Annotated in this window: 20 protein-coding genes; 11 read left to right on the forward strand and 9 right to left on the reverse strand. The window is 72.9% G+C overall.

Annotation, left to right across the window (positions count from 1 at the left end; translation table 11 throughout):
* Positions 1-112: 112 nt before the first annotated feature.
* Genes purM through ACXJKF_RS00365 form a run of 4 tightly spaced genes read right to left on the reverse strand, consistent with a single transcriptional unit; the run spans position 113 to position 3,713 of the window.
* Entirely contained in the window at positions 113-1,243 is a 1,131-nt protein-coding gene (purM, locus tag ACXJKF_RS00350) for a phosphoribosylformylglycinamidine cyclo-ligase (protein ID WP_456785755.1), read from the reverse strand.
* Entirely contained in the window at positions 1,240-2,787 is a 1,548-nt protein-coding gene (gene purF / locus ACXJKF_RS00355) for an amidophosphoribosyltransferase (protein ID WP_456785756.1), read from the reverse strand. The genes purM and purF overlap by 4 nt, the downstream gene beginning before the upstream one ends.
* Before the next feature lie 50 nt (positions 2,788-2,837).
* Positions 2,838-3,287, reverse strand: a complete 450-nt coding sequence (locus ACXJKF_RS00360; protein WP_456785757.1) for a histidine kinase — start codon at positions 3,285-3,287, stop codon at positions 2,838-2,840.
* Positions 3,288-3,332: 45 nt separating this feature from the next.
* A complete protein-coding gene (locus ACXJKF_RS00365; RefSeq protein ID WP_456785758.1) occupies positions 3,333-3,713 on the reverse strand; it encodes a sterol carrier family protein in 381 nt (126 codons plus the stop codon).
* Between the two features lie 284 nt (positions 3,714-3,997).
* On the opposite strand from ACXJKF_RS00365, the gene trpS reads away from it, so the two are divergent.
* Positions 3,998-4,978, forward strand: a complete 981-nt coding sequence (gene trpS, locus ACXJKF_RS00370; protein ID WP_456785759.1) for a tryptophan--tRNA ligase — start codon at positions 3,998-4,000, stop codon at positions 4,976-4,978.
* A 7-nt stretch (positions 4,979-4,985) separates the two neighbouring features.
* On the opposite strand, the gene ACXJKF_RS00375 is transcribed toward trpS, so the two are convergent.
* The 3 genes from ACXJKF_RS00375 to purL all read right to left on the reverse strand — a co-directional run bounded on the left by ACXJKF_RS00375 (position 4,986) and on the right by purL (position 10,097).
* The gene (locus ACXJKF_RS00375; RefSeq protein WP_456785760.1) at positions 4,986-6,371 is read right to left on the reverse strand and encodes a glycoside hydrolase family 6 protein; all 1,386 of its coding nucleotides are present in this window, start codon (positions 6,369-6,371) and stop codon (positions 4,986-4,988) included.
* 174 nt (positions 6,372-6,545) lie between these two features.
* A complete protein-coding gene (gene rsgA / locus ACXJKF_RS00380; RefSeq protein WP_456785761.1) occupies positions 6,546-7,556 on the reverse strand; it encodes a ribosome small subunit-dependent GTPase A in 1,011 nt (336 codons plus the stop codon).
* Between the two features lie 177 nt (positions 7,557-7,733).
* The gene (gene purL / locus ACXJKF_RS00385; protein ID WP_456785762.1) at positions 7,734-10,097 is read right to left on the reverse strand and encodes a phosphoribosylformylglycinamidine synthase subunit PurL; all 2,364 of its coding nucleotides are present in this window, start codon (positions 10,095-10,097) and stop codon (positions 7,734-7,736) included.
* 275 nt (positions 10,098-10,372) lie between these two features.
* On the opposite strand from purL, the gene ACXJKF_RS00390 reads away from it, so the two are divergent.
* From ACXJKF_RS00390 to ACXJKF_RS00430, 9 genes are all read left to right on the forward strand, one after another.
* On the forward strand, positions 10,373-11,395 hold the full coding sequence (locus ACXJKF_RS00390) for a LacI family DNA-binding transcriptional regulator (protein ID WP_456785763.1): 1,023 nt from the start codon (positions 10,373-10,375) through the stop codon (positions 11,393-11,395).
* 41 nt (positions 11,396-11,436) lie between these two features.
* Complete coding sequence (locus ACXJKF_RS00395; RefSeq protein WP_456785764.1) at positions 11,437-12,714, forward strand: sugar ABC transporter substrate-binding protein; 1,278 nt, start codon at positions 11,437-11,439, stop codon at positions 12,712-12,714.
* A gap of 4 nt (positions 12,715-12,718) precedes the next feature.
* Entirely contained in the window at positions 12,719-13,735 is a 1,017-nt protein-coding gene (locus tag ACXJKF_RS00400; RefSeq protein ID WP_456785765.1) for a carbohydrate ABC transporter permease, read from the forward strand.
* Positions 13,732-14,604, forward strand: a complete 873-nt coding sequence (locus tag ACXJKF_RS00405) for a carbohydrate ABC transporter permease (RefSeq protein ID WP_456785766.1) — start codon at positions 13,732-13,734, stop codon at positions 14,602-14,604. Before ACXJKF_RS00400 ends, ACXJKF_RS00405 begins: the two co-directional genes overlap by 4 nt.
* 11 nt (positions 14,605-14,615) lie before the next feature.
* The gene (locus ACXJKF_RS00410) at positions 14,616-16,175 is read left to right on the forward strand and encodes a glucoamylase family protein (protein ID WP_456785767.1); all 1,560 of its coding nucleotides are present in this window, start codon (positions 14,616-14,618) and stop codon (positions 16,173-16,175) included.
* Entirely contained in the window at positions 16,172-17,965 is a 1,794-nt protein-coding gene (locus ACXJKF_RS00415) for a GH39 family glycosyl hydrolase (protein WP_456785768.1), read from the forward strand. The genes ACXJKF_RS00410 and ACXJKF_RS00415 overlap by 4 nt, the downstream gene beginning before the upstream one ends.
* Positions 17,962-19,437, forward strand: a complete 1,476-nt coding sequence (locus ACXJKF_RS00420) for an alpha-amylase family glycosyl hydrolase (protein ID WP_456785769.1) — start codon at positions 17,962-17,964, stop codon at positions 19,435-19,437. The genes ACXJKF_RS00415 and ACXJKF_RS00420 overlap by 4 nt, the downstream gene beginning before the upstream one ends.
* Positions 19,434-20,147 (forward strand): DUF2599 domain-containing protein, encoded by a 714-nt coding sequence (locus ACXJKF_RS00425; protein WP_456785770.1) that lies wholly within the window; start codon positions 19,434-19,436, stop codon positions 20,145-20,147. The genes ACXJKF_RS00420 and ACXJKF_RS00425 overlap by 4 nt, the downstream gene beginning before the upstream one ends.
* 100 nt (positions 20,148-20,247) lie before the next feature.
* The gene (locus tag ACXJKF_RS00430) at positions 20,248-20,811 is read left to right on the forward strand and encodes a pentapeptide repeat-containing protein (protein ID WP_456785771.1); all 564 of its coding nucleotides are present in this window, start codon (positions 20,248-20,250) and stop codon (positions 20,809-20,811) included.
* 25 nt (positions 20,812-20,836) lie between these two features.
* Here the strand turns inward: ACXJKF_RS00430 and ACXJKF_RS00435 are convergent, their stop codons facing one another.
* Both ACXJKF_RS00435 and ACXJKF_RS00440 read right to left on the reverse strand, forming a co-directional pair.
* The gene (locus ACXJKF_RS00435; protein ID WP_456785772.1) at positions 20,837-22,909 is read right to left on the reverse strand and encodes an acyl-CoA dehydrogenase family protein; all 2,073 of its coding nucleotides are present in this window, start codon (positions 22,907-22,909) and stop codon (positions 20,837-20,839) included.
* The gene (locus ACXJKF_RS00440; protein WP_456785773.1) at positions 22,906-23,748 is read right to left on the reverse strand and encodes a TetR/AcrR family transcriptional regulator; all 843 of its coding nucleotides are present in this window, start codon (positions 23,746-23,748) and stop codon (positions 22,906-22,908) included. Before ACXJKF_RS00440 ends, ACXJKF_RS00435 begins: the two co-directional genes overlap by 4 nt.
* A 105-nt stretch (positions 23,749-23,853) precedes the next feature.
* Here ACXJKF_RS00440 and ACXJKF_RS00445 point away from each other — a divergent pair, with 105 nt between their 5' ends.
* Positions 23,854-25,182: an acetyl-CoA C-acetyltransferase gene (locus ACXJKF_RS00445; RefSeq protein ID WP_456785774.1), complete on the forward strand. Its 1,329-nt coding sequence runs from the start codon at positions 23,854-23,856 to the stop codon at positions 25,180-25,182.

Here is a 25,182-nt window from a genome sequence, read left to right on the forward strand (position 1 = left end):
CGCCGGACCCAGCCGGCCCTGCGTGCTCCGACGCCGCCACTGGCTCAGCCTGGGCGGCGACCCGTCCGCTGCGCCGGACGCTGTGCAGCGCTGGGGCCATCCGGCCCGCGGGCTACGCCCGGTAGGCACCGGTGAGCTGGACCGCTCCGCCGTGCACACCCTTCGTCCCGGCCACGAAGCCCGGGGCACCGACGACGTCGATCGCCGGGTCGGCGTGCCGGACGGTGCCCAGCTCCCAGGCGGGCAGTCCGAGCTCGGCGGCGTGCGCGAGGATCCCGTCCACGGCGTCGGCGGCGACGATCGCCACCATGCCGACACCCAGGTTGAGGGTGCCCTCGAGGTCGGTCCACGGCACCTGCCCGAGGCGCTGCACCAGGGAGAAGATCGGCGGCAGGGTCCAGCCGGCGCGGTCGATGTCCGCGACGAGTCCCTGCGGCAGCACGCGCGCGACGTTCGACGCGAGTCCCCCACCGGTGACGTGGCTGTACGCGTGCAGGCCGGCGACACCTGCCCGGTCGGCGAGCGCGAGGCAGTCGGAGGCGTAGACGCGGGTGGGCTCCAGGAGCTCCTCGCCCAGCGTGCGGCCGAGCTCGTCGACGTGGCGGTCCAGGGACCAGCCGGCCACCGACACGACCTTGCGGACCAGCGAGTACCCGTTGGAGTGCAGACCGCTCGAGCCGAGCGCGAGGAGCACGTCACCGGCCCGCACGCGCTCCGGACCGAGCAGCTGGTCGGCCTCGACGACGCCCGTCGCGGCACCGGCCACGTCGTACTCGTCAGGACCCAGCAGGCCGGGGTGCTCCGCGGTCTCGCCGCCGACGAGCGCCGTCCCCGCCACCGAGCAGGCCGCCGCGATGCCGCGCACGATGCCCGCGATGCGCTCGGGCACCACGCGGCCGCACGCGATGTAGTCGGTCATGAACAGCGGCTTCGCGCCGACCACCACGATGTCGTCGACCACCATGCCCACCAGGTCGAACCCGATGGTGTCGTGGATGTCGAGCGCCTGCGCGATGGCGACCTTGGTGCCGACGCCGTCGGTCGACGTGGCCAGCAGCGGCTTGCGGTAGGTCAGCAGCGCGCTCGCGTCGTAGAGCCCTGCGAAGCCTCCGACGCCGCCGAGCACCTGGGGTCCGTGCGTCGCCCGGACGGCGTCCTTCATCAGCTCGACGGCCTTGTCACCGGCCTCGGTGTCGACGCCCGCCGCTGCGTACGTGACGGAGCCGCCCTGCGCCCCGCTCACGGGTGGTCCAGGGCGGTCGCGCCGCCGGCGCTCGGGACGATGGACAGCAGCCCGTCCTCCGGGGCGCCCAGCGGGAGCTCGTTCTGCTCGAGCAGGAACTTGCCCAGCCTGTCGTCGGGCGGCAGCTCGATGGGGTACTGGCCGGTGAAGCAGGCGGCGCAGAGCTGCGACGCGGGCTGCTCGGTGGCGGCGATCATGCCCTCCGGGGAGATGTAGCCGAGCGAGTCGGCGCCGAGCGACGCGGCGATCTCGTCGACCCCCAGGCCGTTCGCGATGAGCTCGGCGCGAGACGCGAAGTCGATGCCGTAGAAGCAGGGCCACTTCACCGGCGGGGAGCTGATGCGCACGTGCACCTCGGCCGCGCCCGCCTCCCGCAGCATCCGGATGAGTGCGCGCTGGGTGTTGCCGCGGACGATCGAGTCGTCGACGACCACCAGGCGCTTGCCGCGGATGACGTCCTTGAGCGGGTTGAGCTTGAGCCGGATGCCGAGCTGGCGCAGCGTCTGCGACGGCTGGATGAAGGTGCGACCGACATAGGCGTTCTTGGTCAGCCCCTGACCGAACGTGATCCCCGACTCCGCGGCGTAGCCGACGGCCGCGGGCGTCCCGGACTCCGGCACGGGGATGACCAGGTCCGCCTCGACGGGGTGCTCGACCGCGAGGCGACGGCCCATCGCGACGCGCGCGGCGTGCACGGAGCGGCCCGCGATCGAGGTGTCGGGACGGGCCAGGTAGACGTACTCGAAGACGCACCCGGCGCGGTCGACCGACGCGAACCGGCTGCTGCGCAGACCGTCGGCGTCGATCGCGATGAACTCACCGGGCTCGATCTCGCGGACGAACGAGGCGCCGACGATATCCAGGGCCGGGGTCTCGCTGGCCACGACCCAGCCGCGCTCCAGCCGGCCGAGGACGAGCGGCCGGACGCCCTGCGGGTCCCGTGCGGCGTACAGGGTGTGCTCGTCCATGAAGACGAGGCTGAACGCCCCGCGCAGGCGCGGGAGCACCTCGAGCGCGGTGGCCTCCAGCGTGTGGTCCGGGTCCCCCGCCAGCAGGGCCGTGATCAGCGCGGTGTCCGTGGTGTTGCCGCGCGCGAGCTCTCCGCGCCGCTGGCTGCCGTAGCGCTCGGCGACGAGGTCGACCAGCTCCGCGGCGTTGGTCAGGTTGCCGTTGTGGCCCAGGGCGACCGTGCCGGCCGCCGTGGGGCCGAGCGTCGGCTGCGCGTTCTCCCAGGTGCTGCCACCGGTGGTCGAGTAGCGCGTGTGGCCGATGGCGATGTGCCCCTGCAGGGCGTTCAGCGCCGTCTCGTCGAAGACCTGGGACACCAGGCCCATGTCCTTGTACACGAGCAGCTGCTGGCCGTTGGAGGTGGCGATGCCCGCCGACTCCTGACCACGGTGCTGCAGTGCGTAGAGGCCGAAGTAGGTCAGCTTGGCGACTTCCTCGCCAGGTGCCCACACACCGAAGACGCCACAAGCGTCCTGGGGGCCTTTTTCGTTGGGGAGGAGGTCGTGGTTCAGACGTCCGTCTGCGCGGGGGGCCACTCGCCTATGGTCGCACAGTCCTCGTCGTGGGCGACCAGGGCGCCCACCCGTCAGACGGTCGGGCGGACCGCCTTGCGGACGCTGCGCCGGTCCGCCAGCACCGCGACCAGCCCGCCGAGGAAGCCGCCGAGGACACCACCGGCGACGGCCATGACGGTGCGCACCGCACCCTCGCCGTCGAGGAACGAGATGAAGCCCGAGCCGTCGGCCACCCAGGGGACCTCGGGGCGGACGACCGCGACCAGCACGAGCCCCACGACGATGCCGACGAGGACGCCCGTGGTGATGAAGGCGCCGTACTTCGGGGCGTGCCGGACGACGGCCGGCTCCGCGACCCGGTCCAGCTCCGCCTCCGACGGGATCGGCACGCCGCGGGCGTCGAGGGCGACAGGCTCGGAGGATGCGGGCGGCACGTCCGAGGGCTCGACCGGCTGCGCGGCGATGGCTGCCGGCTGCTCGGCGGCGTCCGGGGTGTCGGCGGGCTGGGGGTCGTCAGGCACCCCGTGATCCTAGGTCAGGGCCCGCGGGTGCCCACCCCACCAAGCTCAGCCGCGGTCGCGGGCGGCCTGCAGCGGGAGCCACTCCCGCAGGTCGGCGCGCTCGCCGGACGCCCGGATCCGTCCGTCGGCCACAGCGGACTCCCACGTCAGCGCCCCGGTGGCCAGCCCAAGCCACGTCTGCGCGTCCGTCTCCACGACGTTCGGCGGGGTGCCGCGGGTGTGACGAGGTCCTTCCACCGCCTGCACGGCACCGTCGGGCGGGACCCGCACCTCGACCGCGTTGCCGGGCGCCACGTCGGCCAGCTCCTCGAGCGTGAACCGGACCGCGGTCCGCCGCGCGGCCGTCGGCGCGCCGGCGGGGTCGGCCCGCCAGACGGCGAGCGCGGCCCGCCCGTCGGCAGGATCGGTACGTCGACGCGGCGGCATGGCTCGATTCTCCCTCGCCCCAGAGCGGGTCGCCGTCGTCGGGGGAACCGAGGCCGCCGAGCACGCCGGGCTCGTCACGGGCCGGCGCAGGACGCGGGACGGCTCGGCGCGGGTTGACGCGACGGAGACGTCCGCTAGCCTCGTGGCCATGTCCTCGACGACCTGGCGCTGGCTGCTCTAGACGCAGCCCGCGGTCGTCCTGCCCCCGAGCTGCTCACGCGGCTACGGGGGCATCGCTGTCTCCGGGCACGTGCGCGGCTCCCCTCGGAAGAAGGAGTCCCCCCATGACACAGCCCCGCATGCTCACCGGCGAGCGCCCGACCGGCCCGCTGCACATCGGCCACCTGTTCGGCACGGTCGCCAACCGGGTGCGGCTGCAGCGCTCGGGCGTCGAGACGCTGCTCGTGCTCGCCGACTACCAGGTGATCACCGACCGGGACGTGACCGGTGACGTCGGGCGCAACGTGCACGAGATCGTGCTCGACTACCTCGCGGCCGGGATCGACCCCGATGCCGCGACGATCTTCACGCACAGCGCCGTGCCCGCCCTGCACCAGCTCATGCTGCCGTTCCTGTCGCTGGTGAGCGTCGCGGAGCTGGAACGGAACCCCACGGTCAAGCAGGAGCTGGCCGACTCAGGCCGGTCGCTGTCCGGGCTGCTGCTCACCTACCCCGTGCACCAGGCGGCGGACATCCTGTTCTGCCACGCGGACGTCGTGCCGGTGGGCCGGGACCAGCTGCCGCACCTGGAGCTCACGCGGACGATCGTGCGGCGGTTCACCCAGCGCTACGGGCCGTGCTTCACGGAGCCCGAGGCGCTGCTGTCCGATGCTCCCGTGGTGCTGGGCACCGACGGCCGCAAGATGAGCAAGAGCAACGGGAACGGCATCGCGCTGCGGGCGAGCGCCGACGAGACGGTCCGCGCGATCCGGTCCGCGAAGACCGACTCGGACCGGGTGATCACCTACGACCCCGTGGCGCGGCCCGAGGTGGCGAACCTGCTCCTGCTCGCGTCGCTGTGCACGGGCGTGCCGCCGGAGACGATCGCCGACGAGGTGGGGTCGCGCGGCTCCGGGCACCTCAAGGCGGTGGTCGCGGACGCCCTGGTCGAGCACCTGGCTCCCCTGCGGGCCCGTCGCGCCCTGTTCGCCGCCGAGCCGGGGCTCGTGACCGAGATCCTCGCGGCGGGCAACGCACGCGCGAACGAGCTCGCGGACGCCACGATCCGTGACGTCCGCGAGCTCATGGGGATGACCTACTGCTGAGGAGAGGTCACCACTTCGCGTTGCGGGCGAGCTCCAGAGCCATGCTCTGGAACCAGGCACCGGCGGACGGGCCACCGTTGCAGGTGCCGTCGGACTCGCCGGGCAGCTTGACCCACAGGAGGGCGTCGAGACCGGAGCCGTCGTTCACGAGCGTCGGCTTCTCGCCCAGGGCGCGGCCGCTCGGGTTGCACCACTGGCCGTTGGAGCCGTTGCCGTTGCGGGACGTGTCGATGACGAACTTCTTGCCGCCCAGCTGCTGCGAGATCTGCTGGCCGTACGACTTCGACGCCGCGGTGGTCTGGTAGTTCGACGTGTTCAGCGCGAAGCCGACCGCGTACTCGAAGCCGACCTGGTTGAGACGGCTCACGGCCGTGCTGACGGGCAGCCACGCCGAGTGGCCGGCGTCGATGTACACGCGGGCACCCTTGAGGGTCAGCGCCTTGGCGGCGTACTTGAGGAAGCCGACCCGGTCGCCCTGGCCGCTGCAGTCGCCGAGCATGGCGAGCGCGTCGGGCTCGAGGATCACGTAGGGGTTGCCCTGGATGCCGGACGCGACCGTGTCGATCCAGGCCGCATAGGCGGACTCGGCGACGCCGCCGCCGGAGTAGTTGCCGCAGTCGCGGCCGGGGATCGCGTAGACGACGAGCATCGGGGTCTTGCCCGCCGCCGCTGCGCGACCGGTGTAGTCGGCCACCTCGGCACGGGCGTGCGACGCGTCGGCCCAGTTGCCCACCCAGTAGGCCTGCGGGGTCAGGGCGATCTTCTCGAGGAGCGCCTTGTCGCTGCCGCCCGCCGCCTGCCACGCGCGGTAGCCCTGCGTGGTCGGGTCGACGTAGAAGTTGCCGGCCGGCTGCGGAGGCGTGGTCTGCGTCGGGGTCGGCGTCGGGGTGGGGGTCTGCGTCGGCGTGGGGGTGGGCGTCGCGGTCACCGTGGGGGTGGGCGTCGGGGTCGCCGTCTGCGTGGGCGTCGGTGTCTGGGTCGGCGTGGTGCCGGTGCAGGTGGTGCCGTTGACCGTGAACGTGGCCGGTACGGGGTTGGACCCGCTCCACGACCCGTTGAACCCGAAGTTCGTCTTGCCGTTCGTGCCCAGCGAGCCGTTGTACTGCAGGCTCGCGACCGAGACCGACGAGCCGCTCTGGGTCGCGGTGCCGTTCCAGAGCTGCGTGATCTTCTGTCCGGCCGTGAACGTCCAGCCGACGGTCCAGGAGCTGACCGGGTCGCCCAGGTTGGTGACCGTGACGTCGGCGCCGTAGCCGCCGCCCCACTGGTTCGTGATCTTGTACTCGACCTTGCAGCCGGGGGCGGCCTGCGCGGCGGTCGCGGCGGCTGTGAGGCCTCCGACCGCGATGGCCGCGGCGGCGAGCAGCGCGGTGGCGGATCTGCGGGTGGGCATGGGTCTCCTCGGGACGTCTGTGTCTGGGCGGGGCGGGCCGCGCGTCGGCGATGACGGCGGCGCACCCCGGTCTCGACGAGGAAACCCGACCGCCCTGAGGTCTGGCGAGCGCTCGGCAGGATCCGAAACGTTTTGGTACCTGATCCGGGTCGTCGATGCGCTTCCGCGCCCGGCTCAGGGGCGCGGGCGACCAGGTCCGCGCAGGCCCCGCTGGTACTCCTTGGTGACCTTCTTCCACCGGTCGCGCTCCTCGGCGCGCAGCCGCGCGTCCGACCTCCGCGCCTGGTACGCCGCCTCGCGCGCGAGCCGGCGCCAGCTGTCGAACCGGCGCTCGGCGAGCTCCCCGCTGTCGAGCGCCGCCTGGATCGCGCAGCCCGGCTCCCCCGCGTGGTGGCAGTCGGCGAACCGGCACGCGGCGGCCAGCCCGGCGACGTCCGCGAAGGTCGTGTCCAGCGCGTCCTCGTCCGCCACCACGCCGACCCCGCGGATGCCGGGCGTGTCGATGAGCATCGCGCCACCGGCCAGCGGGACCAGCTCGCGGTGCGTCGTCGTGTGCCGGCCGCGGCCGTCGACCCGCCGCTCTCCCGTCGCCATCACGTCCCGGCCGGCCAGCGCGTTGACCAGGGTGGACTTGCCGGCGCCCGACGGGCCGACGACGACGAGGGTGGCACCCGGCACGAGCAGGGCCCGGAGGGCGTCGAGACCCCGGCCCGTGGGGACACTGACCGTGTGGACGTCGACCGCGAGGGCCACCGCCTCGACCTCCGCGGTCATGCCGTCCGGGTCCGGGACGAGGTCGGCCTTCGTCAGGACCACGACGGGGGTCGCGCCGGAACGCCACGCCAGGGTGAGCAGCCGCTCGACGCGGCCGAGGTCCGGGTCGGGCTCGAGGTGCTCGACCACGAGCACGACGTCGATGTTGGCGGCGAGCGCCTGGACCCGGGACGTCGCGCCCGCGCTGTCGCGGACCAGGGCGGTGGTGCGCGGACGCAGGCTCGGGCCGGTGTCGTCGATGCCCAGCCAGTCCCCGACCGTCGGCGCGAGCCGGTCGCCGTCCTCCGTCGCGAGCAGGCCGTCCCTGTCGAGCGTGACCCGATGGGGCTCGTGGGCTCCGTCGAGCCAGTCGGCGGGCAGCACGAGGACGGCGCCCTTGTCGGCGCGCACCACACGGAAGAGGTCGGTCACGTCCTCGACGGTAGGAGCGTGCGGCGGCGAGGGGCTACGGAAATAGGCGCGGCCGCGAGGACGGGATCGAGCCGCCCGTCCGGCCACGCGTCCTCCCCGGCGACGGCGAACCCGACAGGGGTGCCGTCATCGGCCGCAGAGCGCCCCCCCCCCCCTGTCGGGCTCGTCGTGCGCGGGTCAGCCGAAGTAGTGCGGGAGCGTCCCCTCGTGGGCCTCGCGCGCGTCCGTCAGGGGCAGCGTGAAGACGCCCTGGACCTCGACCGCGGGACCGTGCACGTGGTCGGCGGCGTCGGTCGGCGTGCCGGCGCCCGGCGAGCACGACTCGGCGGTCTCCCCCAGGCGCAGCGCCGGGACGCCGCGCGCGGTGCAGAGGTCGACCAGGCGGACCTCCTCCGAGCGCGGGACCGCGACGAGCACGCGGGCGGTCGACTCCGAGAACAGCGCCTCGAACGGCGTGACACCGTCCCGCGCGCACAGCGACTCGAGCGACACCTGGACGCCGACGCCGAACCGCAGGCTCGACTCGATGAGCGCCTGGATCAGACCGCCCTCCGAGAGGTCGTGCGCGGCGTCGACGAGCTCGTCGCGGCTGGCCCGGGTGAGGACCTCGGCCAGCCGGCGCTCGGCGGCCAGGTCTACGGTGGGCGGCAGCCCACCGAGGTGGCCGTGCACGACGTCGGCCCACGCCGACCCGTCGAGCTCCGCGCGCGTGGTACCCAGCAGGTAGACGGCCTGACCCGGGGCGGTCCAGCCCGACGGGGTGGCGTCGGCGACGTCGTCGAGGACGCCCAGCACGCCCACCACCGGTGTCGGGTGGATGGCGGAGTCGATGAGTCCCGGCTCCCCCGTGCCGTTGTAGAGCGAGACGTTGCCGCCCGTGACGGGCACCTCGAGCACCTGGCACGCGTCGGCCAGCCCGCGGATGGCCTCGACCAGCTGCCACATGGAGTCGGGGTGCTCAGGGCTGCCGAAGTTGAGGCAGTCGGTCACGGCGAGCGGACGGGCGCCCGTCGTCGCGACGTTCCGGTACGCCTCCGCCAGGGCCAGCTGCGCGCCCGTGTACGGGTCGAGCTTGGCGTAGCGACCGTTGGCGTCCGTGGCGAGCGCGACGCCGAGGCCGGTGGTCTCGTCGACCCGGATCACGCCGGAGTCGTCGGGCTGCGCGAGCGCGGTGTTGCCCTGCACGAAGCGGTCGTACTGGTTGGTCACCCACGCCTTGGACGCGAGGTTCGGGCTGGCCAGGAGCTCCAGCACCGTGGCGCGGAGCTCGGCGTTGGTCGACGGCTTCGGCAGCGCGGCCGTCGTGTCGGCGTTGAGCGTGTCCTGCCAGGCCGGGCGCGCGTACGGGCGGTCGTAGACCGGACCCTCGTGCGCGACGGTCTTGGGGTCGACGTCGACGATGCGCAGGCCGTGGTGGTCGATGGTGAGGCGGCCGGTGCCGGTGACCTCGCCGATGACGGCCGTCTCGACGTCCCACTTGCCGGTGATGGCCAGGAACGCGTCGAGCTGGTCGGGCCGGACCACGGCCATCATGCGCTCCTGCGACTCCGACATGAGGATCTCGCCGGCGGTCAGGGTGGGGTCGCGCAGCAGCACGTTCTCCAGGTCGACGTGCATGCCGCCGTCGCCGTTGGACGCCAGCTCGCTGGTCGCGCAGGAGATGCCGGCGGCGCCCAGGTCCTGGATGCCCTCGACCACGCGCGCGGCGTAGAGCTCGAGGCAGCACTCGATGAGCACCTTCTCCATGAACGGGTCCCCCACCTGCACCGACGGGCGCTTGGAGGGCTTGGTGTCGTCGAACGTCTCGGACGCCAGGATCGACGCGCCGCCGATGCCGTCGCCGCCCGTGCGCGCACCGAACAGGACCACCTTGTTGCCCGCGCCCGAGGCGTTGGCCAGGTGGATGTCCTCGTGCCGCAGCACGCCGAGGCAGAGCGCGTTGACCAGCGGGTTGCCCTGGTAGGAGGCGTCGAACACCAGCTCGCCGCCGATGTTGGGCAGGCCGAGGGAGTTGCCGTAGCCGCCGACACCGGCCACGACGCCGTGCACCACGCGGGCGGTGTCGGGGTGGTCGACGGCGCCGAACCGCAGCTGGTCCATGACGGCGACCGGGCGGGCGCCCATCGAGATGATGTCCCGCACGATGCCGCCGACGCCCGTGGCCGCGCCCTGGTAGGGCTCGACGTAGGACGGGTGGTTGTGCGACTCGACCTTGAACGTCACGGCCCAGCCGTCGCCGATGTCCACGACGCCCGCGTTCTCGCCGATGCCGACGAGCAGGTGCTCCTTCATGGCGTCGGTGGTCTTGTCGCCGAACTGGCGCAGGTGGTTCTTGCTCGACTTGTACGAGCAGTGCTCCGACCACATGACCGAGTACATCGCGAGCTCGGCGGCCGTGGGGCGGCGGCCCAGGATGTCCCGGATCCGCTGGTACTCGTCCGGCTTCAGGCCCAGCTCCGTGAACGGCTGCTCCTGGTCGGGGGTCGCGGCCGCGACGTCGACGGTGTCGGTCTGGGGGGCGCGCGCAGGTGCGGTGGTCATCGATTCCCTCGGTGGAGACCCGTGGCTCGGCGCCGGCTCGGTGGCCGCGCGGCCGACGTCGGCAGACGCGCACAGGATACCGGCGCCCGGACACGGTCCGGAGCAGCGTCCGCGCCGACGAGTTTCCGGGCAATTGCGGCCGTATCCCCCGGCCCGGGGATCGCGGTACTGACCTGCGGCGACAGGCCGACGTGACTGGCAATTGCGCGAGATGACCGTGATCACGGGGACTCGCTCGAGTTGCGCAACTCGTCAGGGAGTGTGACGGTCACCACATGAAAGCGCTTCCTACGCCTTCGGGCCACGACTCGGGCACGGTGACGATCTACGACGTCGCCGCACGTGCCGGCGTCGGGATCGCGACCGTCTCCCGGGCCCTGAACGGGTCGGCACCCGTCGCGGACACCACCCGCGCCCGGGTGCTCGCCGCCGTCGAGGAGCTCGGCTTCCGCCCCAGCCACGCCGGTACGTCGCTGGCCGCCCGCACCCACGCCGCCAACGGGATCGTCTTCCCCGACCTGTCCGGCCCCTACTACGCCGAGGTCCTGCTGGGGTACGAGGAGACCGCCTCGCGGCTCGGCCGCAGCGTGCTGGTGCTGGCCACCCACGGCCGGCCCGACCCCGCCGCCGCCGTGCGCGACCTCGCCGGCCGCGTGGACGGGATCGTGCTGCTCGGCCGGACCGTCGACGACCACGTCGTGGAGGAGCTCAGCGCGTTCGGCCTCCCGGTCGTCGTGGTGGCCCGGCCGGAGGTCGCCGGCGTCGACTCGATCCGCGCGGACGGCCTCGCCGCGGCCCGTGCCCTCGGCGAGCACCTCGCCGGCCACGGCCTGCGCAGGATCGCCTTCCTCGGGTCGCCCGAGATGTCGCCCGACGTCGCCGAACGCTGGCGCGGGGTCCGCGAGGGCCTCGGGAGCCACGGCATCGAACCGACGGTGACGCCGTGCCTGTTCGACGAGGAGTCCGGCGCGCGCGTCGCAGCCGGGCTGCTCGCCGTTCACGACCGCCCCGACGCCCTCGTGTGCGCCAACGACGAGATCGCACTCGGCGCCATCGTCGCCGCGGAGCAGATCGGCCTGCGCGTCGGCCGCGACATCGCGATCACCGGCTGGGACGACGTGATGGCTGCACGCCACGCGCGTCCCGCACTGACCACCGTCCGGCAGCCCATGCGGACCCTCGGCGCGCTCGCCGCCGAGGTGCTGGACGAGCGCATCACCAAGGAACGCACGACCCCGCGGCACGAGTCGCTCGCCACCGACCTGGTGGTCCGCGACAGCTGCGGCACGCACCCCTGACGGACCCCACGAGGGGCCGTCCGGTTCGAGGAGGAACCAGCATGAAGAGATCCATGCGCGTCAGCGTCGCCGCGTTGGCCGTCACCACGTTCGCCCTGACCGCCGGCTGCGGTCGCAGCGACGACGCCGCCGGCGAGGACGCCAGCGCGGCCCCGGTCGCCACCGGTGACGTCAGCGGCGACATCACGGTCTGGGCCATGGGCACCGAGGGTGAGGCGCTGGGCGAGTTCGCCCAGGCCTTCACCGAGGAGAACCCCGACGTGACCGTCGACGTCACGGCGATCCCCTGGGACGCCGCCCACGACAAGATCGCGACCGCCATCGCGGCCGACGAGGTCCCCGACGTCTCCATGATCGGCACCACCTGGATGGGGGAGTTCGCCACGAGCGGCGGCCTGGACCCGACGCCCCCGGACCTCATCGACGAGTCCGCGTTCTTCGAGGGCGCGTGGGGCTCCACCGAGGTCGGCGGGGTCTCCTACGCCGTGCCGTGGTACGTGGAGACGCGGGTGCTGTTCGTCGACACCGCGCTCGCCGAGCAGGCCGGCGTCTCCCCGACGCCCGCGACCTGGGACGACCTGATGGCCACGTCGAAGGGCATGCAGTCCGCCGGCGCCCAGTGGGGCATCACGCTGCAGGCCGGGCAGACCGGCGCGTGGCAGACGTTCCTGCCGTTCGCGTGGCAGGCGGGCGCCGAGATCATGAACGCCGACCAGACCGAGTTCACGTTCGACAGCCCCGAGTTCGTCAAGGCGCTGACGTACTACCAGTCCTACTTCACCGAGGGCGTCGCGCCGAAGGAGCTGCCCGACGGCACCATGGAGCCCGACTTCGTCGCCGGCAAGATCGGCGCGTTCCAGTCCGGCCCGTGGCACATCGGGATCCTCGACGAGACCGGCGGCGAGGGCTTCCTCGACGGGGTGACCCTCGCGCCGCTGCCCGCCGACGAGCAGCAGGCGTCGTTCATCGGCGGCAGCAACCTCGCCGTCTTCAAGAGCTCCGAGAACCGCGACGCCGCCTGGAAGTTCGTCCAGTGGCTCAGCCAGCCGGAGATCCAGGCCGAGTGGTACGCGACCACCAGCGACCTGCCCGCCGTGCAGTCCGCGTGGGACGAGGGCGACCTGGCCTCCGACGAGGCGCTCGCCGTGTTCGGCGAGCAGATGACGACCGCGCAGGCGCCGCCGTCGATCCCGACCTGGCAGCAGATCGCGAACGTCATCGACACTGAGCTAGAGAAGGTCTGCAAGGCGGGGATGGACCCGCAGGAGGCTGCGACGGCCATCCAGCAGCAGGCCGAGGCGATCGGCACGGGGCTCTGACCTCATGTCCACGACCCTGACCTCCGGGTCGGGCGTGCGGGCACCGGGGGCGGCCGACCAGGCCGCCCCCCGGGTCCGGCGCTCCTCCCCCCTGCGCCGACGGCGCAGCATCGCCGCCTGGGGCATGGCTGCACCCTTCGTGCTGCTGTTCCTGGTGTTCACGGCGTGGCCCGTCCTGTCGTCGCTCTTCATGAGCGTCACGGACATCAAGAGCCGGGACCTGCAGAACCCGTTCGCGGTGAACTTCGTCGGGCTCGACAACTTCGCCACCGTGCTGTCCGACCCGACGTTCCGGAAGGCCGCGACGAACACGCTCTACTTCGTCGTCGTCGGCGTCCCGCTGACCATGCTCACCGCGCTCGCCATCGCGGTCGCCCTGAACACCGGCATCACGAAGCTGGCCGGGTTCTTCCGGATCGGCTACTACATGCCGGTCGTCACCTCGATCGTGGCCGTCGCCGTGGTGTGGCGGTTCATGCTGCGGCCGGAGAACGGCCTGATCAACGAGGTGCTGGGCTGGGTGGGCATCACCGGTCCCGACTGGCTGGGCAGCACCACCTGGGCGATGCCCTCGCTCATCGCGATGGCCGTGTGGCGGTCGCTGGGCACGCTCGTCGTGATCTTCCTGGCCGGGCTCCAGTCCGTGCCCAAGGCCCTGCACGAGGCCGCCGCGCTCGACGGTGCCACCGCGTGGCAGCGGCTGCGCCGGATCACGATCCCGACGATCCGGCCGACCATGCTCTTCGCCGGCGTGATCACGGGCATCGGGTTCCTGCAGTTCTTCGAGGAGCCGTTCGTGATGACGCAGGGCGGGCCGCTGAACAGCACGCTCTCGGTCGCCTACCTGGTCTACAACACGTTCGGGTTCGGCAACTACGGGGTCGCGGCCGCGATGAGCTACGTGCTCTTCGCCGCGGTCGTGCTGCTCACGATCATCCAGTTCAAGGTCCTCGGCGAGCGCGACGACGCGACCGGGTCGAAGCGCCGCTGGTTCCGTCGTTCGGGAGGTGAGTCCGCATGAGCACCGTCCAGGACACGAAACCGCGAGGCACCGTCGGCTCTCACATCGGTGAGCCCCAGGCCCGCCCGTGGCTCTACGCCGTGCTCGGCATCGGCCTCGTGCTCGTCGTCACGCCGTTCGTCTGGATGGCCCTCGGGTCGGTCAAGACCGAGGGCGAGCTGCGCGCCAACCCGCCCACGTGGTGGCCGCAGAGCCCGACGCTCGACAACTTCCGGGAGCTGTTCACGCGGCTCGACTTCCCGCTGTTCTTCGCCAACTCCGTCGCCGTCGCGGTCGTCGTGACGCTCGGCAACCTGGTGTTCTGCTCGATGCTCGGCTACGCGTTCGCCAAGCTCGACTTCTGGGGCCGCACCTGGCTGTTCCGGCTGGTGCTGGCGACGCTGATGATCCCCGGGATGGTCACGCTGGTCCCGCTGTTCGTGCTGGTCAGCAACCTGGGCATGGTCAACACGTACTTCGGGCTGATCCTGCCGTTCCTGGCCGGACCGTTCGGCGTGTTCCTCATGCGGCAGTTCATCCAGGGCATCCCCGACGAGCTGATCGACGCGGGGCGCGTGGACGGGGCCGGGGAGTTCCGGATCTTCGCGCGGGTGGTCATGCCGCTGTGCAAGCCGGCCCTCGCCACGCTCGCGATCCTCACGTTCCTCGGCTCGTGGAACAACTTCCTGTGGCCGCTGGTCGTGTCCAGCACCGAGGAGATGTACACCCTGCCGGTGGCGCTGGCGCTGGTCAGCGTGGGGCAGAACTCGACGCAGTACGGGCTCCTGCTCGCCGGCGCGATGGTCGTGGTCGTCCCGATCCTCATCGTGTTCTTCGCGCTGCAGAAGCACTTCGTCCAGGGTCTGGCGACGACCGGCCTGAAATCATGAAGGGCTCGATGATGAGACTCCGACCCCTGGCAGCCGTCGCGGCTGCCACCGCCCTCGTCCTGACGGGTGCCACGACGGCGTCCGCGGGTGGGCGGCACCACCACGACGACCTCGGCCTGAGCCGGCACGACCGTGCCGACCTGAAGCGCTGGGGCCAGGACACGTGGACCTCGTTCGTCGCCATGACGGACGAGACCACGGGCCTGCCGGCCGACAACATCGACGCGTCCCTGGACCCGGCGACCCGGTCCGGCTACACGTCGCCGACGAACATCGGCGCCTACCTGTGGTCCACGATCTCCGCGGAGGAGCTCGGGATCATCAGCAAGCGCGAGGCCCGGCAGCGGCTGAAGCAGACGCTGACCACGCTCGCCACGATGGAGCGGCACGAGCCGAGCGGCATGTTCTACAACTGGTACGACGAGGCCTCCGCGGCGAAGCTCACGGTCTTCCCGACGGGCGAGACGATCTACCCGTTCCTGTCCTCGGTGGACAACGGGTGGATGGCCGCGGCCCTCATGGTGGTCCGCACCGCCGAGCCGTCCCTGCGCCGGCAGGCGGACGCGCTCCTGGAGCCGATGAACTTCGGGGCGTTCTACGACCCGGCCGCGAACCGGGGCGACCCGACCCGCGCCGGCCTGCTGCGCGGCGGCCTCTGGGCCGACCCGCCGAACGTGGAGACCGACCCCGGGACCGTCGCCGGGGTGCCTGTGTACTTCACCAAGAACCACTACGACATCACCAACTCCGAGCCGCGGATCGCCAGCTACATCGGCATCGCGCGCGGCCAGATCCCCCCCGAGCACTACTTCGCGACGGCCCGCACGTTCCCGGCCGCCTGTGACTGGGACTGGCTGGAGCAGCGCCCGGTCGGCGTGTTCCGCACCTACGCGGGCACCGAGGTCTTCGAGGGTGCGTTCACCTACCGCGGCATGCACATCGTCCCGACGTGGGGCGGGGACATGTTCGAGGAGCTCATGCCCGACATGTTCGTGCCCGAGTCGACGTGGGCGCCGAAGAGCTGGGGCGTCAACCACCCGCTCGCCGTCCGTGCGCACATCGAGCACGGCCTGGACGAGGCCGGCTACGGCTACTGGGGCTTCTCCCCCGCGAGCGACCCGTTCGGCACGTACAACGTGTACGGCGTCGACGCGATCGGCATGGACCCGACCGGGTACCCGTCGGACGCGGAGAAGACGAACGTGGACGCGGGTTACGAGGGCTGCCGCGAGGCGACGAACCCGGCGCCGACGTTCGGTGACGGCGTCGTCACCCCGCACGCGTCGTTCCTCGCGCTGCCGTACGCACCGCGCGAGGCCGTCGACAACCTGCGCAAGATCGAGACCGTGCTCGGCGCCTACGGCGACGGCGGGTTCTACGACTCGGTCGCGGTCCGCTCCAACACCCAGGCGAAGCGGTACCTGTCGCTCGACCAGGGCATGGTCCTGGGCGCGCTGGGCAACGTGCTCGGCGGGGACGTGCTGCACGAGTCGTTCGGCACCCGCCAGGTGGAGAAGGTCCTGCGACCGCTCATCGGCCAGGAGGAGTTCAGCGCGGGGGTGATCAAGTGACCGAGGCACGCACGGACTGGGAGAACAGGATCGGGCGCCGCTCCGACACCGCGGCGGCCGGGGAGATCCCCGTGCTCGCTCCCCCGGCGGGGCTGTACGCCTCGCCGGGGGTCGGTCAGGTGACGCTGCACTGGGAGCCGGTGGAGGGGGCGGTCGGGTACCAGGTGGTCCGCGACGGCACACCGCTGGACCACCGGGGCGGCGACGTCCTGGCGGTGCCGCACGGGCCCTACGCGGACACCACGGGCGAGCCCGGCGTGGCGCACCGGTACGCGGTCGCGACGGTCACCGACGTGGACGTCACCGGTCCGACCGGCGACGAGGTCGTCGCGGCGTCGCTGGAGCTCGAGGACGCCGGCGTCGAGGTGCTCGTGGACCTGGGCACCGTGGTCCGCGAGCTGCCCCGCCCGTGGCGGCCCATGATCGGCTCCGAGCACCTCAGCCTCCTGCTGAGCGACGAGACGGTGGGCGGGCAGAGCATCTCCGCCGACCTCACGTCGGCGCTGCGGGCCGCGCACGACGAGCTGGGCGTCTCCACCGTCCGGGCGCACGCGATCCTGTGCGACGACCTCGGCGTCTACCGCGAGATCGACGACGAGCCCGTGCACGACTTCACGGGCGTCGACGCGACCTACGACGCGCTGCTCGCCCTCGGCCTGCGGCCCGTCGTCGAGCTGTCGTACATGCCGCGCGACCTGGCGTCCGACCCGGACGTGACCGTGTTCGACTACGGCGCGATCGTGTCCCCACCGAAGGACTGGGACCGGTGGGCGGGCCTGATCACGGCGCTCGTGCAGCACCTGGTGGACCGCTACGGGCTGGACGAGGTGCGGTCCCGGTGGTCGTTCGAGGTGTGGAACGAGCCGAACCTCGAGGTGTTCTGGTCCGGCACGCGCGACGAGTTCTGGCGGCTGTACGACGTCACGGTGAACGCCGTGCGCGCGGTGGACGACCAGCTGGTCGTCGGCGGGCCGTCGACGGCGGCCGCCGGGTGGGTGGACGGGCTCCTGGAGCACGTCGCCTCGTCCGGCGCACCCGTCGACTTCGTCTCGACGCACACCTACGGCAACGCGCCCCTGGACGTGCGGGCGACGCTCGCCCGGCACGGGCGCGAGGACGCGCAGATCTGGTGGACCGAGTGGGGCGTCAGCCCGACGCACTTCGGGAACGCCAACGACGGCGTGTTCTCCGCGGCGTTCCTGGTCCGCGGCATGCGCTCGGCCGCCGGACGCATCGACGCCCTGTCCTACTGGGTGGTCTCCGACCAGTTCGAGGAGCTCGGCCGCCCGCCGCGGCTGCTGCACGGCGGGTTCGGGCTGCGGACCGTCGGGGAGCTGCGCAAGCCCCGGTGGTGGGCGCTGTGGCTGCTGGAGCAGCTGGGTCGCGACGAGGTCGCGGCGACCGTGACCGGCGACGGCGCGGACAGCCTGGTCGAGGTGTGGGCGTCCCGCGACGAGGACCGCATCGCGGTCGCCCTGTGGAACGGCACCCTCGACCAGGGCAAGGTGGACGGGTCCACCGTGCTGGCCCGCACGGCCAGGGTGGTGCTCGACGGCCTCCCGGACGGCGGGTGGACCGTCCGCGAGTCGCGGGTCGACGCCGAGCACTCGAACATCGCGGCCCTGTGGTCGTCGATGTCCGACGGCGCCGACTGGCCCACCGACGAGCAGTGGGCGACCCTGCGCGCGGCGGACCGGCTCGCGGTCACGGAGCGCCCGCTGGACGGGACGGACATGACGGTCGACCTGCCGAACCCGTCGATCGTGCTGATCGAGCTGGTTCGCGTGTGAGGTCGTGGTGGCGCACGGCCGTCGTCTACCAGGTGTACGTCCGGTCCTTCCTGGACGGGGACGGCGACGGCGTCGGTGACCTGGCGGGTCTGACCGCCGGGCTCGACGCCGTCGCCCGCCTGGGCGTCGACGCGGTGTGGCTCACGCCGGTGTACCGCTCGCCGCAGGCCGACCACGGGTACGACGTGGCAGACCACCGCGACATCGACCCGCTGTTCGGGGACCTCGCGGGGTTCGACACGTTCCTGGCCGCGGCGCACGAGCGCGGGCTGCGGGTGCTCATGGACCTGGTCCCCAACCACGTGTCCGACCAGCACCCGTGGTTCGTCGCCGCGAAGGCCGGAGGTCCTGAGCGTTCGCGGTTCCACGTCCGGTCCACGCCGACCCGGTGGCGCTCGATGTTCGGCGGCTCCGCGTGGTCGCCGCTGCCCGACGGCTCCTCCTACCTGCACCTGTTCGCGCCCGAGCAGCCGGACCTCAACTGGGCGGACCCGGTGGTGCAGGCCGACTTCGTCAGCACCCTGCGGTTCTGGCTCGACCGCGGGGTCGACGGGTTCCGCGTCGACGTCGCGGGCGGGCTGGCGAAGGACCCGGCGTACTCCGACGTCCGTGGGGACGTCGAGCACCCGCACTGGGACCGGCCCGAGGTGCACGACGTCTATCGCTCCTGGCGCACGGTCCTCGGGGACGTCCCCGCGGTCGCGGAGGCCTGGGGTCCGCCAGAGCGCACCGCGGCGTTCGCGCGCCCCGACGAGCTGGGCCAGGCGTTCGCGTTCGACATCCTGCGGACCCCGTGGTCCGCGGCGGCGCTTCGGCGGACCGTCGACGCCCAGCTCGCGGCGCACCGCGCGGTCGGCGCCCTGCCCGCGTGGGTGGCCGGAAACCACGACATCGCCCGCGTCGCGACGAGGCTCGGACCCGAGCGCGCCCTGGCCCTGCACCTGTTCCTGCTCGCCCTGCCCGGCGCGTTCTACCTGTACGCCGGCGACGAGCTCGGCCTGCCCGACGCCGACGTGCCACCGGAGCAGTGGCAGGACCCGCAGTCGCTGCGCTCCGGCGGCCGGCTGCCCAACCGCGACGGCGCACGCGTCCCGCTGCCGTGGACGTCCGGACCGGGCGTCGGCTTCACGACGGGCACCCCGTGGCTGCCGATCCCGCCGACCTGGTCGCAGTACGCCCGCGACGGTCAGGAGGCCGACCCCGGCTCGACCTGGTCGGTGCTGCACCGAGCGCTCGCCGCACGGTCGGACCTCTGGACCACCGAGGACCTGACGTGGCAGGACGCCCGACCAGGGGTTCTCGTCGGCCGCCGCGGCGACGCGCTCGTGGTGCTCAACGCCTCGACCCGCCCGTGGCGGCTCCCCGCCGGGACGTCCGTGGTCGCGCGCAGCCGTCCGGGCGCCGAGCCGGAGACCGCCGCACCGTCGGAGTGCGTCTGGCTGACGGACCGGCAGGTACCGTTCCGAACGTGAGAACGAGGGCGGCCCTGGTCCCGGTACTGGTCGCGCTCGTGCTGGCGGGCTGCAGCCCCGACCCTGCCGCGCCGCCGCCGCCCGCGTCCCCGTCAGCCACCCCGACGCCCACCGTCGACCCGTCGGACCCCGCCGTGATCCGTTCGACCGGGACGCCCGTCACCTCCGGCGCCGTGACGCTGACCGTCTCCGTGCCCGGTCTCGCGGTGGCTGTCGACGCCGACGGGTCCGCCCGCGCCGCGGTCCCCAGCGGCGCGCTGATCGCCGCACCGGAGGGCCTGACCATCGCGGCCCTGACCGACGGGACCGCCGCCGTCCGCGACGGCACCGGCGCGTTCGTCGCGGGCCTGACCACCGACCCGTGGGGCACCGCGCTGGTCCAGGTGGGGCCCGACGTCGTCCGGCTCGACGACGCCGCGTCCCTCTGGTTCACCTCCGTCGCCGTCGAGAGCGCCGTCTGGGGCGAGGCTGAGGGCGGACGCTCGCTCGCGGTCACGCCCAGCGCGTGGGCCCGTGCCCGCGGACTGGCCGCGCAGGAGGGTCTGTGGGCGCAGGTCGTGGCGCTGGCGCCGGACGCCGACACGCCCGGCATGCAGGCACAGCTCGAGTGCCACGAGCTCGGCGCCCCGGACAAGGCGACCTGGAACCTGGAGCCGTGGCGTCCCGAGGTCGACGCCATCGACATGATCCGCGAGCGCTGCAACCCCTGAGCGCGCCAGACTGGCGGTCGACGAGGGGAAGCAGGCCCCTCCCGGCACGGAGGTAGTGACACATGTCCGGAGCGTCGACCACCCCGCAGGGCTGACCGGCGTGACCGAGCTCGGACCGGCAGCCGACCTGTCGGGGGTCGACCTGTCAGGGGCGGATCTCCGCGGCGCCGACCTGCGCGGTGCGGACCTCGGTCACGCCTGGCTCGTCGACGCGAACCTGTCCGGCGCGGACCTCACCGGTGCGTACCTGAAGAAGGCGCACCTCGACCGGGTCTGGGCCCGGGGAGCCGTGCTGCGCGGGTGCACGCTGATCAGCACGGACCTGACGGGCGCCGACCTCACCGGGGCCGACCTGTCGCGCTCGTTCCTGGTGAAGACCTGGCTGGACGGCGCCGACCTCCGCTCCGCGAACCTCACCGAGGCGGACCTGTACCTCGTCTACGCCGCCGGCTCGACGTGGGGCGACAACGACGTCGCGGGCGCGGCAGGCACCGTCGTCGACGTCGAGGAAGGCGTTCTCGTCGACGGACGGACGCAGAGCGTCAGCCGGCTCCTCGAGACCTGGGCGCTCGCCGGTGCCCGGATCACCGCGCACACCTCGGGGTCCGACCTGCCACCGGAGCCCGTCCGGCGCTGGGCACAGGACACCGACGCAGGGTCGTGACCCTGCGTCGGTGCCGTGCGCGCGGTCAGCGCTTGTGCTTCTCCGGGACGGGGGCGTCACCCGAGGCGCGCTGCGCCCGGTAGTAGGCGCGGGCCTCGTCCTGCCGGTCCTGCTCGGCGCCCGACGCGATCGGTGCGCGCAGGTGCGCCTGCTCGTAGCCGAACGCGTCGACCAGCGACTGCGCGTGCGGGCGCAGCCGGGCCAGCAGCCGGTCGAGGTACGACGTGACCGTGCGGGCGCGACCGGCGGACAGCCGGCCGTTCAGCAGGTACCAGGTGAGGTTCCGCTCGATGACCGTGAGGCCGAAGAGGTCCCGCACCCAGGTCAGGATCTGACGGGTGCCCGGGTCGGTGACGCGCTCCAGCGCGGCGGTGAACGACTCCCACTGGACCAGCTCGGCGTGCGCGCGGGCCGCCGCGATGAGCTCGTGCTGGTGGGCGTTGAACAGGGCCGCGGCCGTCGCCGGGTCGGCCTTCTGCGCCGGACGCAGGGCCTGGGCGACCTCCGCGACCATCGTCTCGACGCGGTCCACCAGCAGCTCGCGCTGGGTGGCCGTCTCGCGCAGCTGACCGGCCGAGCGGCGCGGGTCGCCGACGTCGGCGATGGTCTGCACCGCGCGGTGCAGGGGCGTGCGGTACCGGGCGGCGTCGGACGCGCGCTCGGCCACCATCCGGGCGACCTTCGTCGCGTCGAGGTGCTTGAACGACTTGCCGTAGTCGGTGAGCAGACGCTTGCCCACGAGCTGCAGCAGGACGGTGTTGTCGCCCTCGAACGTCGCGTACACGTCCATGTCGGCGCGCAGCCCGGTGAGCCGGTTCTCCGCCAGGAACCCGGCCCCGCCGCACGCCTCGCGGGCCACCTGGAGCGTGTTCAGCGCGTGCCACGTCGACGCCGGCTTGAGCGCCGCGGCGAGCGTCTCGAGGTCCTCGCGCGTCTCCGGGGTGTCGTTGCGGCCGGAGAACACGTCGTCGAACGCGGCGAGCAGGTCCTCGTGCGCGAACCCGGCGGCGTAGGTCTCCGCGAGCAGCGGGAGCAGGCGTCGCTGGTGCTCGGCGTAGTCGAGGATGACGACCTCGTCGGTGGGCGACGCCGCGTTGAACTGCCGGCGCTGGTTGCCGTACGTGACCGCGATCGTCAGGCCGACCCGGGCGGCGGTGACCGCGGCGCCGTCGAGCGAGACGCGACCCTGCACCAGCGTGCCGAGCATCGTGAAGAAGCGGCGGCCGGGGCTCGCGATGGGCGACGAGTAGGTGCCGTCCTCGTCGACGTCGCCGTACCGGTTGAGCAGGTTGGTGCGCGGGACGCGGACCTGGTCGAACCAGAGCCGGCCGTTGTCGATGCCGTTCAGACCACCCTTGAGACCGTCGTCCTCGCCGCCGACGCCCGGCAGGAACTCCATCGTGTCCTCGTCGCGGATCGGGACGTAGAACGCGTGCACGCCGTGGTCGGTGCCTGCGGTGATCAGCCGGGCGAAGACGGTGGCCGCCGTGCCGTGGACCCCGGCGTTGCCCAGGTAGTCCTTCCACGCCGCGCGGAACGGCGTGTGGATGACGAACTCCTGCGTCGCCGGGTCGTACGTGGCCGTGGTGCCGATGGCCGCGACGTCCGAGCCGTGGCCCGTCTCGGTCATCGCGAAGGCGCCCGGCACCTTGACCGACAGCGCGTCGGCCAGGAACTCGTCGTGGTTGCGCTCGGTGCCCAGGTGGTAGATCGCGGAGGCGAACAGCCCCCACTGCACGCCCGACTTGATCTGCAGCGACGGGTCCGCGTGCGTCAGCTCCTCGAACCGGGCCAGGAAGCCGCCGTGGTCCTCGTGGCCGCCGAACCGCGTCGGGAACGAGCGGTGCACGTCGCCCTCGGCCGCCAGCAGCCGGAGCTGCCCGAGGACGCGCTCGCGGTGGTCGGCCAGGGTCTGACCCTCGATCCGGTGGAACCGCTCGTCGGCCATGAGCTTGCGCGCGGCCAGCCGCAGCTCCGGGTAGTGGCCGAGCAGGACCTGCTGCAGGTGCGCGATGTCGACGTTCGTGACGTCGGCGTCGAGGCGGGGGTCGCCGGCCTCGGGGGCCTCGAGGGTGGGGCGGGCGCTGGTCGTGGTCATCGGGACTCCTCCGGAGACGTGCGGTTGCGGTCACGGGCAAGGAGCCCGACGGGTCCGGCCCAGAGCCATGCGGCGACCTGGGCGGTGAGCTCTTCTCGGTCCGGGCTGGCGGGCTCGTCGCGGTGGGCCAGCCACCACTCGCCGGAGCCGCGCACGAAGCCGACGGCGCCGGCGGCCCAGGACTCGGCGAGCGCGACGCGGGCAGCGAGCGCCATGTCGTCAGGGTCGTCCTCCCCGAATCCCTCAGGCCGGCGCGCCGTCCGCCGACCGTCGTGCTCCTCGGTCAGCCCACGGGCGAACGGGGCGGCGACGAGCGCGGTGACCGAGTCGAGGAAGTGCCCGAGCGGGCCGCCCGACTCCACCGAGCCGTTGCGCGTCACGAACGCGTACACGTTGGGCGACGACTCGATCATCTCGAGGTACACGGCGACCATGGCGCGCAGGCCGTCGCGAGGGGTCGGCGCGATCCGCAGGACGCCCTCGAGCGCCCCCTGGATCTGCAGCACGACGGCCTCCGCGACGGCGATCTGCAGGCCGGTCTTGTCCGCGAAGTACCGGTAGACGATCGACTTGGAGGTGCCCGCGGCGGCCGCGATCTCCTCCATCGAGACGTCGGGCCCCCGGTGGTGGACGGTCCGGCGCGCGATGCGCACCAGCTCCGCGCGGCGGGCCTCGCGGTGGTCGGCCCAGCGGGTGGACCGGCCGTCGGCCGCGAAGGCGTCCTCGGCGGGGCGTCTGGTCGACGGGGGCGTCGGAAGGGCCGGTCGCGCACGACCGGCCTCGGAGTTCAGCATGGTGAGGGCCGTCGTCTTCGACGGACCCGGTGTGACAGGGCTCACGAGACCGAAGGTATCAGGTACTGTGGGTTTCGGACACCACGTCACTTCGAGCGCACCCTGCTCGACACCCCCTGCGCTCGACGACGATGCGAGAGGAACGCGCCCATGGCACGCCCCACCACCCGTACACCCGAGGTCCGCAAGGCCTACGTGCTCGGCGGCAACCGGATCCCCTTCGCCCGCGCCGGCGGCCCCTACGTGCGGGCCAGCAACCAGGACATGCTCACCGCCGCGATCGACGGGCTCGTCGCCCGGTACGGCCTGCAGGGCGAGCGCATCGGCGAGGTCGCCGCGGGCGCCGTGCTCAAGCACAGCAAGGACTTCAACCTCACCCGCGAGGCCGTGCTCGGGTCGGCGCTCTCGGCCGAGACCCCCGCCTACGACGTGCAGCAGGCCTGCGCGACCGGCCTGGAGACCGTCGTCTCGCTGAGCAACAAGATCCGCCTCGGCCAGCTCGAGTCCGCGATCGCCGGCGGCGTCGACTCCACGTCGGACGCCCCGATCGCCGTGAGCAACCGCCTGCGCCGCGCGCTGCTCGACCTGTCCCGTGCGAAGACCGTCGGGCAGAAGCTCGCGGCCGTCGCCAAGATCCGCCCGAAGGACCTCGCGCCGTCCGCCCCGAACACGGGCGAGCCGCGCACGCACCTGTCGATGGGTGAGCACCAGGCGCTGACCACCGCGCAGTGGGAGATCACGCAGGCCGCGCAGGACGAGGTCGCCCTCGCCAGCCACCAGCGCCTCGCCGCCGCCTACGACTCCGGGTTCTTCGACGACCTGGTCACCCCGTTCCGCGGTCTGACGCGCGACGCCAACCTGCGCGCCGACTCCTCGCTGGAGAAGCTGGCCAAGCTCAAGCCCGCGTTCGGGCTCGGCCTCGACACCCCCGCGACGATGACGGCCGGCAACTCGACGCCGCTGTCCGACGGCGCGTCCGCCGTGCTGCTCGGGTCGGCCGACTGGGCCGCCGCGCACGACCTGGTCCCGCTCGCGTCGGTGGTCGACGCCGAGGCCGGTGCGGTCGACTTCGTGCACGGCGACGACGGCCTGCTCATGGCCCCGGCGTTCGCGGTGCCGCGCCTGCTCGCCCGCAACGGGCTGACGCTGGACGACCTCGACCTCGTCGAGATCCACGAGGCGTTCGCGGCGACCGTGCTGACGACCCTGGCGGCGTGGGAGTCCGAGGAGTTCGGGCGGACCCGGCTCGGCCTCGACGGCGCCTTCGGCACCGTCGACCGCGCCAAGCTCAACGTGCACGGGTCGTCGCTGGCCGCGGGGCACCCGTTCGCCGCGACCGGCGGGCGGATCATCGCGACCGTCAGCAAGGAGCTCCACCGCCGCAAGGCCGAGTCCGGCTCCGACAAGCCCGTCCGGGCGCTCGTGTCCGTGTGCGCGGCCGGCGGGCTGGGCCTCACCGCGATCCTCGAGGCGGCCTGA

It is taken from the genome of Cellulomonas sp. P5_C5 (assembly GCF_054049655.1).

Excerpts from the sequence above, each read along its gene's own strand:
- purL (WP_456785762.1), bottom strand. The coding sequence starts at position 10,097 with ATGACCACCGCACCTGCGCGCGCCCCCCAGACCGACACCGTCGACGTC.
- ACXJKF_RS00400 (WP_456785765.1), top strand. The coding sequence starts at position 12,719 with ATGTCCACGACCCTGACCTCCGGGTCGGGCGTGCGGGCACCGGGGGCG.
- ACXJKF_RS00390 (WP_456785763.1), top strand. The coding sequence starts at position 10,373 with ATGAAAGCGCTTCCTACGCCTTCGGGCCACGACTCGGGCACGGTGACG.
- ACXJKF_RS00435 (WP_456785772.1), bottom strand. The coding sequence starts at position 22,909 with ATGACCACGACCAGCGCCCGCCCCACCCTCGAGGCCCCCGAGGCCGGC.
- ACXJKF_RS00395 (WP_456785764.1), top strand. The coding sequence starts at position 11,437 with ATGAAGAGATCCATGCGCGTCAGCGTCGCCGCGTTGGCCGTCACCACG.
- ACXJKF_RS00410 (WP_456785767.1), top strand. The coding sequence starts at position 14,616 with ATGAGACTCCGACCCCTGGCAGCCGTCGCGGCTGCCACCGCCCTCGTC.
- trpS (WP_456785759.1), top strand. The coding sequence starts at position 3,998 with ATGACACAGCCCCGCATGCTCACCGGCGAGCGCCCGACCGGCCCGCTG.
- ACXJKF_RS00405 (WP_456785766.1), top strand. The coding sequence starts at position 13,732 with ATGAGCACCGTCCAGGACACGAAACCGCGAGGCACCGTCGGCTCTCAC.
- ACXJKF_RS00375 (WP_456785760.1), bottom strand. The coding sequence starts at position 6,371 with ATGCCCACCCGCAGATCCGCCACCGCGCTGCTCGCCGCCGCGGCCATC.
- ACXJKF_RS00365 (WP_456785758.1), bottom strand. The coding sequence starts at position 3,713 with ATGCCGCCGCGTCGACGTACCGATCCTGCCGACGGGCGGGCCGCGCTC.
- ACXJKF_RS00445 (WP_456785774.1), top strand. The coding sequence starts at position 23,854 with ATGGCACGCCCCACCACCCGTACACCCGAGGTCCGCAAGGCCTACGTG.